This is a genomic window from Thalassospira lucentensis MCCC 1A00383 = DSM 14000 (assembly GCF_000421265.1).
In the GTDB taxonomy this organism is placed as follows: domain Bacteria; phylum Pseudomonadota; class Alphaproteobacteria; order Rhodospirillales; family Thalassospiraceae; genus Thalassospira; species Thalassospira lucentensis.
The window spans coordinates 845,985-859,503 of record NZ_ATWN01000001.1; the positions used below are offsets into that span (position 1 = coordinate 845,985).

The 13,519-nt window shown below is 52.9% G+C and carries 12 protein-coding genes, 1 tRNA gene and 2 pseudogenes; 9 read left to right on the forward strand and 6 right to left on the reverse strand.

Going from position 1 to position 13,519, the window contains the following annotated elements; all coding sequences use genetic code 11:
* Positions 1 to 72: 72 nt before the first annotated feature.
* Together K355_RS0104040 and K355_RS0104045 are read right to left on the reverse strand one after the other, a co-directional pair.
* The gene (locus K355_RS0104040; protein WP_028791302.1) at positions 73 to 411 is read right to left on the reverse strand and encodes a zinc ribbon domain-containing protein YjdM; all 339 of its coding nucleotides are present in this window, start codon (positions 409 to 411) and stop codon (positions 73 to 75) included.
* 108 nt (positions 412 to 519) lie between these two features.
* Positions 520 to 609 (reverse strand) — tRNA-Ser (locus tag K355_RS0104045).
* A 160-nt stretch (positions 610 to 769) separates the two neighbouring features.
* Here K355_RS0104045 and K355_RS0104050 point away from each other — a divergent pair.
* The 9 genes from K355_RS0104050 (at position 770) to K355_RS0104090 (ending at position 10,128) form a co-directional block, all read left to right on the forward strand.
* Positions 770 to 1,594 (forward strand): YdcF family protein, encoded by an 825-nt coding sequence (locus K355_RS0104050; protein WP_022730828.1) that lies wholly within the window; start codon positions 770 to 772, stop codon positions 1,592 to 1,594.
* Between the two features lie 20 nt (positions 1,595 to 1,614).
* A complete protein-coding gene (locus K355_RS0104055; protein ID WP_022730829.1) occupies positions 1,615 to 2,619 on the forward strand; it encodes a lytic murein transglycosylase in 1,005 nt (334 codons plus the stop codon).
* A gap of 75 nt (positions 2,620 to 2,694) precedes the next feature.
* A complete protein-coding gene (locus K355_RS0104060; RefSeq protein ID WP_028791303.1) occupies positions 2,695 to 3,762 on the forward strand; it encodes a septal ring lytic transglycosylase RlpA family protein in 1,068 nt (355 codons plus the stop codon).
* Positions 3,763 to 4,042: 280 nt separating this feature from the next.
* Positions 4,043 to 5,125 (forward strand): D-alanyl-D-alanine carboxypeptidase family protein, encoded by a 1,083-nt coding sequence (locus tag K355_RS0104065; RefSeq protein ID WP_244271089.1) that lies wholly within the window; start codon positions 4,043 to 4,045, stop codon positions 5,123 to 5,125.
* Positions 5,122 to 5,778 (forward strand): dTMP kinase, encoded by a 657-nt coding sequence (gene tmk / locus K355_RS0104070; RefSeq protein ID WP_022730833.1) that lies wholly within the window; start codon positions 5,122 to 5,124, stop codon positions 5,776 to 5,778. The genes K355_RS0104065 and tmk overlap by 4 nt, the downstream gene beginning before the upstream one ends.
* Positions 5,779 to 5,782: 4 nt before the next feature.
* On the forward strand, positions 5,783 to 6,892 hold the full coding sequence (locus K355_RS0104075) for a DNA polymerase III subunit delta' (protein WP_028791305.1): 1,110 nt from the start codon (positions 5,783 to 5,785) through the stop codon (positions 6,890 to 6,892).
* Between the two features lie 85 nt (positions 6,893 to 6,977).
* Positions 6,978 to 8,543 (forward strand): methionine--tRNA ligase, encoded by a 1,566-nt coding sequence (metG, locus tag K355_RS0104080; protein WP_022730834.1) that lies wholly within the window; start codon positions 6,978 to 6,980, stop codon positions 8,541 to 8,543.
* The gene (locus K355_RS0104085) at positions 8,540 to 9,358 is read left to right on the forward strand and encodes a TatD family hydrolase (protein WP_022730835.1); all 819 of its coding nucleotides are present in this window, start codon (positions 8,540 to 8,542) and stop codon (positions 9,356 to 9,358) included. Before metG ends, K355_RS0104085 begins: the two co-directional genes overlap by 4 nt.
* A gap of 98 nt (positions 9,359 to 9,456) precedes the next feature.
* A complete protein-coding gene (locus K355_RS0104090) occupies positions 9,457 to 10,128 on the forward strand; it encodes an MBL fold metallo-hydrolase (RefSeq protein WP_245562901.1) in 672 nt (223 codons plus the stop codon).
* 707 nt (positions 10,129 to 10,835) lie between these two features.
* Here K355_RS0104090 and K355_RS26025 read toward each other — a convergent pair.
* The 4 genes and pseudogenes from K355_RS26025 to K355_RS0104105 all read right to left on the reverse strand — a co-directional run.
* Positions 10,836 to 11,120 (reverse strand): annotated as a pseudogene (locus K355_RS26025) (DDE-type integrase/transposase/recombinase); the annotation flags it as partial.
* A gap of 63 nt (positions 11,121 to 11,183) precedes the next feature.
* Positions 11,184 to 11,432 (reverse strand): annotated as a pseudogene (locus tag K355_RS26030) (helix-turn-helix domain-containing protein); the annotation flags it as partial.
* Between the two features lie 133 nt (positions 11,433 to 11,565).
* Entirely contained in the window at positions 11,566 to 12,603 is a 1,038-nt protein-coding gene (locus tag K355_RS0104100) for an Ldh family oxidoreductase (RefSeq protein ID WP_022730838.1), read from the reverse strand.
* Positions 12,604 to 12,619: 16 nt separating this feature from the next.
* Positions 12,620 to 13,498, reverse strand: a complete 879-nt coding sequence (locus K355_RS0104105) for an alpha/beta hydrolase (protein WP_022730839.1) — start codon at positions 13,496 to 13,498, stop codon at positions 12,620 to 12,622.
* Between the last annotated feature and the right edge of the window lie 21 nt (positions 13,499 to 13,519).

A 13,519-nucleotide genomic window follows, 5' to 3' on the forward strand; every position in this document is an offset into this window, starting at 1 on the left:
TAAACGACAAAAGCGCACCAGAATCTGGTGCGCTTTTTCTTTGGAGATCAAGGCTGTAATGATCAAGCGGTGTTATTCCACGACCTTTTTTACAAACTCTGATTTCAGTCCCATTTGCCCAATGCCCGGTATTTTGCAATCGATATCGTGATCGCCACCGACAAGGCGGATATTCTTCACCTTGGTGCCAACTTTGACAACGGACGAAGATCCCTTGACCTTGAGGTCCTTGATCACAGAAACGGTATCGCCATCCGCAAGGGGAGTGCCGTTGGAATCGCGAATGACATTTTCTGATGCCGCATCACCGCTTGCTGACCATTCATGTGCGCATTCTGGACAAATCAACAATTCACCATCTTCATAGGTGTAAGCTGACTGGCATTTAGGGCAGGGTGGTAGTTCGCTCATGTCTTGGGCCTTTGTGATGTGGTTTGCGTTGCTACGAACACAGCCCGGCATCTTTCAGGCTGTTTGGCCTGTAAGGCATTATAGATGTTTGATCTGAGTCGGAAGGAATGGCGGAGAGGGTGGGATTCGAACCCACGGTACCCGTAAAGGCACGACGGTTTTCAAGACCGTTGCATTCAACCGCTCTGCCACCTCTCCGCAAAATCGGTTGGAGCATATCGCTCTGGGCGCTTTCAATAAATTGGCAGTGCCTTACTGTCAATAGGGCAATCGCGTATTGTATCAAAAGCTGGTCAAAAAGCACCGATACAGTATGGTGGCCGCAACTCTGGATCGACGTTCATCAGGCTGATTTCTCGTGTTTTATTTTTTTTCCAAAACCGTTGGCTATCTGATCAATATTGGATTGGTCCATGGGGTTATTCTTTTACTGCTTGTGCTGTTGATATGCCTGAAGCGAACCCGCCGATTTGCCGTTATGTCGTTGATTGGCGTTACCGTCATGACGGTGTTGATCACAATCATCCCCGTTGGGGGATTTCTGTCACACACGCTTGAAACACGGTTTGCCAAGCCAGATCTGGATCATACCGAGTTTGCCGGCGTTATTACCTTGTCTGGTACTATTGATCCCGCAAGTTACCTAAATCGCGGCGATGTGCAGTTTTTAAGCGCCCCGGACCGGGTGTTTACGATGTTGCGCCTTGCCAATCGCCATCCTGACAAACCGGTGATTTTTACGGGTAAGGACGGCGTCTTGGTCGATCGTGGGTTTAGTGAAGCGGAAGTCTTGCAAAAATGGCTAAGCGATTCGCGCCTGCGAACCCCGAACATGTATTTTGAGACCGAAGCACGTAACACACATGAGAATGCTGTGAACACGCGCACATTGGTCTTTGGCCGTTGGCCGGAAAAATCACAAAAGCCTTGGGTCTTGGTGACTTCAGCTGATCATATGCCACGCGCTGTTGGTGTTTTCCGCCAAGCAGGATGGAAAATTATTGCCTATCCGGTCGGAAGATTCACTTCTGATGACCTTCATTTAGCAAGTCTTAACGTCTCAGGCGCTATCAAATCCCTAAGCCGTGGTCTGCGTGAATGGGCTGGATTGACCGCCTATTACTGGACCGGGCGAACAGATGAATGGTTTCCTGGGCCTAAGCCTAAGGATGCTGGTAACTGATATCTTGGATGAGGCTTTTGATGAAATTCTGGAAACTCCTGACTGCCGCTTCCGCACTTGCCGTAATCACCGCAAGCGCGCCTGCCTTTGCGCAGACTGACGAAAAGCTTCCGGAATTCACCACTGAAGGGTTCGAAGACTGGCTTGTCGCCTTTAAAAAAGAAGCTGCTGCCAAGGGCATTTCAGAACCGACGCTTGAAATCGCGTTTGCCAACACCAAACCAATCCCGAAGGTCATCGAATATGACCGCAGCCAACCTGAATTCAAACTGACGTTCGAGCAATACATTCAGCGAGTTGTTCCGCAATCGCGCATCAACGAAGGTCGCGCGAAATATGCAGAGAACCGCGCCGTCATTGATGCCGCCGCCAAGAAATATGGGGTGCCTGGTCAATATTTGACGGCGTTCTGGGGAATTGAAACCGGGTTTGGTCGACATACGGGTGGTTACTCGGTGGTCGATTCACTTGCCACACTGGCGTTCGAAGGTCGGCGGGCGGAATACTTCCGCAAAGAGCTTATGAATGCGCTGACGATCATTGATGCCGGACATATTGCGGCTGAGGACATGACCGGATCATGGGCCGGTGCAATGGGGCAAGCCCAATTCATGCCATCGACCTTCCTGAACTATGCCCGTGACGGGAACGACGACGGAAAGATTGACCTCTGGGGCGCAAAGGAAGATGTCTTTGCATCCGCAGCGAACTATCTTTCAACGGTTGGTTGGAATGCTGATGAGCGCTGGGGTCGTGAAATTACGCTTCCCAAGGATTTCGACAAGGAACTCGAAGGACGTGATATTCGCAAACCGATCAGCGAATGGCAAAAAGTTGGCGTTAGAATGCCAAATGGCGGTGATCTTCCCAAAGCAGATATGGATGCATCGATTGTCATCGTAAATGACGGTGAAGGTCCCGCATATATGGTTTATAACAATTTCCACACCATCATGCATTGGAACCGGTCGACATACTTTGCCATTGCTGTTGGCACCTTGGCCGATGCAATCGCCGGGTACTAAGATTAAGCATACGCCATGTGATATTCAGTGACGGATGTTACAAAGAACAGAGCATCTTTAAGCGGGGACACCTTGATGCCAGATACGAATAACAGTGCGTTTAGACGGATGTTTACCAAAGGACGCATTGGTATCACTGCTGTTGCCTTGGGGGTGCTGCTTTCAGGTTGTGCCGAAACCCAGCTCGCAGTTCACGGGGCAAAACGCCTCGGGGGTGGTCAGTCTCAGCCAACCCAGGTTGGACACTATAAAATTGGTAACCCGTATGAGATTGCAGGGCAGTGGTACTATCCAGCCGTCGATTATGAATATAGCGAGACCGGCATTGCTTCTTGGTATGGGCCAAAATTCCATGGCAAGAAAACCGCGAACGGTGAAACTTTCGACCAGTACGAAATTTCAGCGGCCCACAGAACCCTACCTTTGCCAAGTGTCGTGCGTGTTACCAACCTTGAAAACGGACGTTCGCTAAAAGTGCGTGTCAATGATCGAGGTCCATTTGCTCATAGCCGGATCATCGACATGTCGCGCCGTGCAGCCCAATTGCTCGGGTTTGAGAAAAAGGGTACGGCCAAAGTCCTTGTGGAAGTAGTCGAACTCGACAGCAAACAGATGGCCGCCATTGCAAAAGGCGAAGCCGCGCCAACAGTTGCAGTATCAGCCGCCGAACAGAAAACTGTCACGGCAGCACCGCGTGATACCGTGGAAACGGTGCGTCTTGATGATGGTCCAATCACGGATAGTGGCGAGCCAACCACGTCTAAAATTATCCTGACACCACCACCAAGCACGCAGGCCAGTGTCGAACAAAACTCCCTTGAAGGTACAATCGAAGAAGCGGCCGTCATCAGCGTAGAGCCGGTGACGACATCGGCGATCTATGTTCAGGCAGGTGCCTTTTCGATCTATGACAATGCGCTTAATCTGCGCAATCGTCTGTATGACATGGGCCCAAGCAAGATAGAACCGATTGAGGTTAAAGGGACGACATTTTACCGTGTTCGACTAGGTCCGCTTAATACCGTTCCCGAAGCAGACATTTTGCTCGAACGGGTGATTGCGACAGGCCAGAACGGTGCAAAAGTTGTGGTCGAATGTGCAGAAAACGTGGGAGGGGCGCCGAAATCAAGTTCGGTTTGCTAAACATCGTTTATGGTTTTTGATCTGTTTGAGAATGGCACAGGCTCAGAAGTCTATGCGGCAAACAGATTTTTGTTTTATGAGAAAACTCTCAGGCTGTTGCACAATTTTGCCGGATTTGCGACATAAGCAACAGCTTGAAGACGCCGGTCGCCCGGTACAACTGAATTCTAGTTTACAAGGTTAGGACGCTATGACTTTGATGCCGCCAATTCCGTTCAAGAAACGTCTGAACCGAGTAGTGGCAGGTGCCGCGATACTTGGGTCTATTATGGCGATGTCAATGACCAGCGCCCATGCTCTTGAGACGAATGCGCGCGAAGCCTTTATCATGGACTTTGATACCGGCACTGTTCTGTTGGACAAGGAAGGCGATACGCTGACTGAACCGGCCTCCATGACCAAAATGATGACTGTCCATATGCTGTTTAAGCATATTAAGGACGGCAGTGTATCTATGGATGATACGTTCCACGTCAGCGAAAAAGCCTGGCGCAAGGGCGGTTCCAAGATGTTTGTTGAGGTAAACTCCGACGTCTCTGTTTCTGACCTGCTGCACGGAATTATCGTACAATCGGGAAATGACGCCGCCATCGTCGTTGCAGAGGGGCTGGCCGGGACAGAAGATGCCTTTGCCACGGAAATGACCGAAGAAGCCCGCAACATCGGCATGACCAAGTCGGTGTTTAAAAATGCGACAGGCTGGCCGGCAGAAGGGCATCTTGTCACCGTTCATGACCTTGCCACACTGGCGCGCGATACAATTCGCGATTTCCCGGAACTCTACAAACTCTATTCAGTTAAAGAATTTACCTATAACGGCATCCGTCAACCCAACCGTAACCCGCTTTTGGGGACCAGCGCCGGTGTAGATGGACTTAAAACCGGTCATACTGAAACGGCTGGTTATGGCCTAACGGCGTCAGCTGAGCGCGATGGTCGTCGTTTGATCCTTGTCGTGAATGGTCTTGGGTCGGTGCGTGAACGTCGTACCGAATCACAGAAACTTCTTGATTGGGGTTTCCGTGAGTTTGACAATTACGATCTGTTTGCCAAGGACGAAACAGTTGGTTCGGCCAATGTCTGGCTTGGTGCGGAAACAAAGGTTGACCTTGTTTCGGATAAGGACATTCTTCTGACCTTGCCACGCAGTGCGCGTAATGACATGAAAGTTTCCGTTGTTTACGAGGGACCGATCCCCGCACCGATTACCAAGGGCGCACAAGTCGCGTCGTTGAAAGTCGAAATGGCTGATCAGGAAACCCGTGAATTCCCGCTCTATGCCGCACATGATGTCGGCCGCCTTGGGTTCATTGGCCGCATTGGGGCTGCGATCAAATATCTGCTGTGGGGAGCAAACGGGTGAGTGAAAAGCCCGGCCTTTTCATCAGTTTTGAAGGCGGCGAAGGCAGCGGAAAAACCACTCAAATTCGACGTCTTGAAGAATGGTTCCGCCATCAGGGACGCGACGTTGTCGTCACCCGCGAACCGGGTGGGTCACCTGGTGCTGAGGAAATCCGTAACCTGTTGCTCACCGGAGATCCCGGTCGCTGGGATGCCGTGACAGAGGCTTTCTTGATGTTTGCTTCACGCCGTGATCATGTTGAACGCACCATTCGACCGGCCTTGGCCGATGGTAAAATTGTTCTGTGTGACCGGTTTGCCGACTCATCGGTTGCCTATCAGGGTTATGGCCATGGATTGGGGGCCGAGTACATCCGCAATCTCTGGGCTTTGGCGATTGGCGATTTCAAACCGGACCTTACCTTGATCTTTGATCTGCCAATTGAAGTCGGTCTTGACCGGGCAGGGGCACGGTTTGCCAATGTCAGTGCGGCAGAAGATCGGTTTGAGCGCATGGGCGTGGAATTTCATCAGCGTCTGCGTGACGGGTTCAAGGAAATTTCGCAAGCGGATGCGGATCGCTGCCGCATGATTGATGCCAACAGTGACATAGATACTGTCGCCGAACGAATGATTTTCGCGGTGAAAGACGGTCTAACCGGGCAGGGGAGCTAACCTTATGGCCCGTGCTGACGAGACGGAAACCGACGACGACATTTTTTCCCCACGTAAAAACGATGCCTTTCTGGGCCACGAAGAGGCCGAGAAAACCATTCTGGATGCCTGGAACAGCAAACGCATGCATCATGCGTGGCTGTTGTGTGGCCCGCGTGGGGTTGGCAAAGCGACACTTGCTTACCGAATGGCGCGCTTTATCCTTTCGGGCGGCGAGGCTGACGGTGGTGCAGGTTTATTTGGTGACAGCCCAAATGGTCTTTACGTCGACCCTGAAAATCCGGTTTTTCGCCGTATTGCCGGTGGTGGGCACGGTGACCTCAAAGTCATTGAACGCAAATATGATGAAAAGAAAAAGCGTCTACAGGGCGAAATTACGGTCGATAGTGTGCGGACGGTTGGCAATTTCATGTCTAAAACCTCGGCCGAGGGCGGGTGGCGTGTTGTCATTGTCGATGCGGCAGACGAGCTTAACCGAAATGCTGCCAATGCGATTCTGAAGGTTCTGGAAGAACCGCCTGCCAACGCCCTGATGATCCTGGTTGCGCATCATCCGGGCCGGTTGTTGCCGACAATCCGGTCACGCTGTCGCCGTCTTAATCTTGGGGTACTTGAAGAACATCAGGTTGTTGATCTTTTGGGGCGTTGTTGCCCGGACATGGATCTTGGCGATCGCGATGCATTGTCTGGTTTAGCCGAAGGCAGTGTCGGCCGCGCCTTACAGCTTCACAAAGTTGGCGGGCTTGAGCTTTATACCGAGTTGGTCACCCTTATTGCTGCACTCCCCAATGCGGATGTCGCCGGACAACACAAGTTTGCCGAACGTTTTTCCGCCGCCGATAAGGATGCATCGTTCGCGACAATCACCGAACTTTTGCATTGGTGGCTGGCACGGATGATCCGTTTTGCCGCTACTGGCCAAGCACCACGCGAGATTGTGGACGGTGAATTACCAGCCATGCAGCGTATGGCAGCATCGCAACCGCTTGATCAATGGCTAGAGGTATGGGAAAAGATCAACGAATTGATGGGCGCGACCCGTGGTTTGCATCTTGATCGTAAACAAGCCTTGCTGAATGCGTTCTTCATGCTTGAAGAAACCATGCGAAACTGACATCAACGCCTAACAACCGAAATTTCGATCATCACGGCCCAATCGGGCCGTTTTGTTTCACGACTTGCGCGAAGGATTTGCGGCCATGACCGGGCACAAACAGCCCTATTACATCACGACACCGATCTATTACGTCAATGACAAGCCACATATTGGCCATGCCTATACCACCTTGGCATGTGACGTATTGGCCCGCTTTAAGCGCCTTGACGGTTTTGATGTGATGTTCCTGACCGGTACGGATGAACACGGTCAGAAAGTCGATAAATCTGCTGCGGCCAAAGGCATTGATCCGCAGACCTTTACCGATCAAGTGTCGCAGAACTTTCGCGATCTGGCCGGACACATGAATTTTTCCAATGACGATTTCATCCGCACCACGGAAGAACGTCATAAGAAAGCATGTCAGGCATTGTGGAAGACGTTGCTTGAAAAGGGCGAGATATATCTTGGATCCTATGACGGTTGGTATTCGGTCCGCGACGAAGCATTCTACGCCGAAAAAGAACTGATCGAAAAAGACGGTGAAAAAATCGCACCGACGGGAGCTCCCGTCGAGTGGGTGTCGGAACCGAGCTATTTCTTCAAGCTGTCGGCTTGGGGTGATCGTCTTTTGAAATTCTATGACGACAACCCCGATTTCATCGCACCACCGTCACGTCGTAACGAAGTCATCAGCTTTGTTAAGGGTGGCATGCACGATCTTTCGGTATCACGCACAAGCTTTAAATGGGGTGTGCCGGTACCGAATGATGAAGATCACGTCATGTATGTCTGGCTTGATGCGCTGACCAACTATTTGACCGCCATTGGCTATCCAGACGTCGATCCGGCCAAACTTGAAAAATTCTGGCCGGCGGACCTGCATATGGTTGGAAAAGACATCTTGCGCTTCCACGCTGTGTATTGGCCGACATTCCTGCTTGCAGCAGGCATCGCGCCGCCCAAACGTGTGTTTGCGCACGGCTGGTGGACCAACGAAGGTCAGAAGATTTCCAAGTCAATCGGCAACGTCATTGATCCTTATGATCTGACGGAACGCTATGGCCTTGATCAAACCCGTTATTTCCTGCTGCGCGAAGTCCCGTTTGGCAATGATGGTGATTTTGGCCATCGCGCCATGGTCAGCCGGATGAACAGTGAATTGGCCAACGACCTTGGCAATATGTGCCAGCGCGTGTTGTCGATGATCCATAAAAACTGCAGTGCAGCGGTTCCGACGCCGGGTGAATTCACAGATGCCGACAAGGATATTCTTGGTAAAGCATACGTCATGCTCGATACCGTGCGTCCGCTGTTTGACGAGCAGGCCTTCCACAAGGCACTTGAAGCAATCTGGAGCTTGGTGGGCGATGCCAATCGCTATGTCGACGAAATGGCGCCTTGGGGCTTAAAGAAAACCGATCCGGCACGTATGGAAACAGTTCTTTATGTTCTGGCCGAAGTTATCCGCCATGTCGGGATCCTTGTTCAACCCATCATGCCAGATTCCGCAGCAAAGATTCTTGATCTTCTGGTTCTTGCCGATGACAAACGCGGCTTTGAAACCCTTGGTCCTGATCACGCATTGGCAGTTGGCACCGAGTTGCCCAAACCCGAAGGCGTCTTCCCACGCTTTGTTGACCCGGAAGCCGAAGGAGAGAAGGCATGAATGTCGCTCTTGTCGACAGCCACTGCCATCTGGACTACCCGCAATTTGCCGATGATTTTGCCGGAACCGTCGCGCGTGCGAAAAATGCCGGTGTTGGCATGATGGTCAGCATCGGCGTGAAACTGACAACGTTCGATCAGGTTCGTGCGGTTGCCGCGCAGGCAGACCATATTTATTGCACGATCGGGGTTCATCCGCACGAGGCGGGCGAGGAGGGGATATCAACCCCCGATGCCCTGATCGAAAAGGCGTCTGATCCCAAAATCATTGGTATCGGTGAAAGCGGCCTTGATTATTTCTATGATAATGCCCCGCGCGATGCACAGCAGGAAAGCTTCCGTGCGCATATCGCGGCCTGTCGTGAAACCGGGTTGCCCTTGATCGTTCACACCCGGGACGCGGATGATGACACGATGGATATTCTTGAAGAAGAATATGAAAAGGGGCCGTTTCCCGGCCTTATCCATTGTTTTTCAAGTTCTGCGGCCTTGGCGCAGCGAGCCTTGAAAATCGGATTTTACATTTCGTGTTCGGGCATCATCACGTTTAACTCCGCCAAGGAAATTCGTGCCGCTCTTGAAGATGTGCCGCTGGATCGGTTGCTGGTTGAGACAGATGCGCCATATCTGGCACCTGTACCAAAACGTGGCAAACCCAATGAACCCAGTTATGTCGCCCATACGGCGGCAAAATTGGCGGAAATTAAAGGTGTCAGCGTCGAAGAAATCGCCCGGGTCACGACGGACAATTTCTTTAATCTGTTTACCAAGGCCGATCGCAACAACCTTCTGGCGCTGGGGGATGGCGCACAGTGACGAAAATAACCATTCTGGGCTGTGGATCATCAAATGGTGTGCCATCTGTTGGCCTGGGATGGGGGCAGTGCGACCCGAAAAACCCGAAAAACCGACGCTTGCGCAGCTCAATCCTGATAGAGGAAGCCGGCAAGAAGATACTGGTCGATGTGACTCCTGACTTTCGTCAGCAAGCATTGTCTCACGATATCAATCATCTTGACGCAATCCTGTTTACACATGCGCATGCCGATCACGTCCACGGTATTGACGATGTGCGTTGGCTCAATGTTGCAATGGGACAACCGATCGACATTTACGCATCGGCGCAGACAATCTCGGACATTGATCATCGGTTTGCTTATGTCTTTACGCCGCTTCCTGACGGCGTTGAGTTCTTTTTTAAACCGGTACTGGTGCCGCATGTGATCTCTGGACCGTTTGAGGCAGCAGGGGTCCCAATAACAGTTTTCTCGCAGGATCACGGCTACTGCGAGACGTTAGGCTTTAAGATCGGGAAGTTTGCCTATTCGACCGACGTGGTTGATTTCCCCGAGGCGTCCAAACAACACCTCTATGATCTTGATGTCTGGGTCGTCGATTGCCTGCACCATAAACCGCACAACACACATGCCCATGTTGAAAAGCTGTTGGGCTGGGTTGAGGAGTTCAAACCCAAGCAGGTCTATATGACCCACATGAGCATCCAGTTTGATTACGCGAAGGCGATGGCGGATACACCGTACAATGTTGAACCTGCGTATGACGGGCTTGTTATTAACGTGAACTGATCAGAACGAGCGTTTCACGGAGCCGGATTGTTAGAGGAAAAAGGGCTCCGTTCTCCTATGCCGATTAGGGTCAAATAGTGCCATTTCGGGTTCTGTTGCTATTCATTTTGGGCGCTTTGACAGTGAAGAAGTGTAAGCCATAGGCTCACTTCTTCACTGTCAAAGTGCAACCAGCCTATCCACTTCGTGTTGCCTTTCACATTTTTCCAAAATGTTGCGTTGAGAAATTTGCTCCGCACGTGAGAATGAACTCTTCAGCCCCATATCAGTGTCCGCGTTGTGACGAATACGCTAGAATCCCCCAACAAGCCTTAAGGGTGGTCCAGTCATTACAATCGTATCCGTATGTGCCGCAGTCGCTTCTTTCAACTGGTCACGTGCCAGAGTTAAAAGGCCATTGCGGGGGCTTCGGTGAATTAACTTGACCCGTCTGTGTGAACAGCCCCTGGAATTGTAGACACCAGACCCTTCGCACTCATCAGAAGAACCATAAACAAGTGGAACATCCAAAATGGTGGCGCCTCGACAATACAAGTGATCAGGAAAACGCCCGCGATGCCGGTTAAGGCGAACAATCCGCCGGTCAGAATTCGCGCAGACCCAAATAACATGACCAAACGGGCATTCGCGAAAGCGGACAGCGCGATTCCGGCGCCGAGAGTTGCAAAATAGCCGGCGAACCCCGTCGTGATGCCGTACCCCTCCGACCGGTTGCGCATGGCCTGTTTCAAGGCCCTGACGACTTCAGATGCCGCCATGCTGTGGCTCAGCATATGCCCCATGATCTTGCGCGAGAAGGCGTCTGTGACCAAGGATAGATAATGCACACCTTCATCACTCTCGACATAGGTAATGTCGCTGACAAAGACTTGCTCTGGGCGGCTGGGTTTGCGTCCAACCAAAAGATTTGGATGCTTTCTAATCCAGTGCTTGCTGAAGGTGGTTTTGGTATAATTCTTCTTTGGGCGGATCAGGAGGCGATGCGCGCGCAGTTCGGATAAGTACTTTTTTGGCAGACCCGCTCCATATTCCTGACCCATGATGGTGATCATGCCATGGCGTGTCAGATGAGGTGTTTGCTTGATCTGCTCATGGATGAAATCTCGATGTTCAACCAGCACACGTTTGCGATGACCGCCCATTTTTCCCGGCGCAACACTCCCTGTAGAGCGGTAACGTTGATGCCATTTGACCACAGATGAAACTGCGATTTCAAAACGAGCGGCGACCGCCCGGCAGCTCTCTCCTGCCAGAACTGCAGCGACAACACGGTCTCGAAGATCACTCGAATAAGGTCGGGGCATGGATGCTGACCTCCTCATCCAGCATCCATCTTGAATCACAAATCTGCTACTTTGGGAATCCCCTATCGATTCTGATAAGGTGTGAAACGCTCTAGCCAGGCCCTTTTCAATCCGCCATCAAACGACAGAGCCGTCATTCCAGGCCGTCTGGAATAGACACGCCCAATTTGGAGGCGAACGCGCACAGACGTGTCACGGTACCAGCGGGCAGGGGTATTCCATCACTCGATCTCATGCGGGCAGTCGTGGCTCCCCGCTCACCGGGCAAAAGGACTGCGTCGTTACCTGCCACAGGCTCTAGCCGGTGAATTGCGTCGGCGAGGCGTGCAACTTCGTCGCCAAATGTGTCTTGCTCCCCGAACGCGACAGGGTTGATGGCCATCACGAGACCATTGAAGCCGCCCTTTTTTATCCCGGTAAGCACCGGCCCGATAACGGCATTCCCGGCAAGTACACTGGCCAGCATCTCGATCATCAAGGACAGACCAGATCCCTTCGCACCAGCCATAGGCAGAAGCGCCGCGACAGTGTTCGGATCGGTGGCTGGATTGCCGTCTGCGTCGATGGCCCAACCTTCCGGAATGCTCCGTCCCGCGTCCTTGGCTGCCATGATCTTACCCAGTGCGACCGATGCGGTAGACATGTCCAGAACAATCGGATCCTTGCCGTCGGCGACCGGAAACGCGATCGAAAGGGGGTTGGTCGAAAGGGCTTCCCCCTTGGCGCCGAAATAGCTCATCAGCGGTTTGGACGCCGTCATTGCGATGCCGACCAAGCCCCTTTCTGCCAACGCTGTGGTGAAATAGCCAATGGCCCCTGCATGGCTGATAGCGCGGGCTGCGCACCAGCCGATGCCGAACTTGTCCGCGCTCCGGGCGGCCCTTTCGACGGCCTCATTCATTCCGACAGCGCCTGGGCATTTGCCACCATCCAGAACGGTCACTGCTCCGAATTCCCGGACCGTCGTGATCGACCCGCCCGATCTCATCAGACCAAGCTCGATCATTTCGATGTAGCGCGGAATTCGAAGCACACCGTGGCTGTCCACGCCGCGTAGATTCGCCCAGACTAGGAGTTCGGCAGTCTGCGCGGCATCCGCGGGAGAGAAACCGCCCGCGGTGAGGATATCATTGGCAAAGCTGCGCAAAGCGCCGGCTTGAATCGTCGGCATTTGTTAACCCTCCGGATCAGGTTGTCAGCGGCGTAGGGAAGAACTTGTCGAGCCACCCCTTCATCATCGCCTTTGTGCGGGGCGCATCGTTGGGTGCGAGCGGAAAGTGTGCAGTCGTGTCGATAAGCATCAGCTCTTTCGGGTGACCAGCCTTTTCCCACATGCGCACCGACTCGATGGTCGGCGTGATGGTGTCGTTGGCGGTGTGGAACAGCAGCAGCGGGCGCGGCGCGATGTTGGCGACGACGTCGTCAGCGCGGAAGTTGCGCATCGACCAGGCGGTCTCGGTCGGAATCTCCATGATCGCCTTGGGGGACAGGTTCTTGCGCAGGGCGGGCGGAATCGGCACGGCATCAAAGCGGCTCATCCAGGCGCTTTCACCGGTGTCGTGCTTATGGGCGCGGCCCTCGTCGAGGATGTCCACGAACTTGTTCCAGCTTTCCTCGGTCGGATGCTGGCCACGGAACTTGCGTTCGCCATCGCCCCAACCGCAGGAAGACAGGCAGCAGGCGACGCGTTCGTCGACACCGGCGGTATAGACCGAAACGGCGGCACCAAAGCTGTGCCCGGTGATGCCGATGCGCTTGGGATCGACTTCCGGCCGCTTGGCCAGGAAGGTCAGCGCGTTTTTGGCGTCGGCAACCTGATCCATGCAGCGGACCTGCGCCCGTTCACCTTCACTCTCGCCGCAACAACGGAAATCAAAGCGCAACGCTACATAGCCGAACTGCTCCATCATCTCGGCCTGGATCTGCGCATGGCTTTCGTCCTTGGAGCCGACGAAGCCATGGCAGACGATGAAGGCTGGTAGCCGCGTGCCGTCGAAGCCGTCGGGAATGTGGATTACGCCGGACAGTTTCAGCCCGTCGGATTCGAATGTCACCTGTTCCTGCATGGGAATTTTCCTTTCGCGATG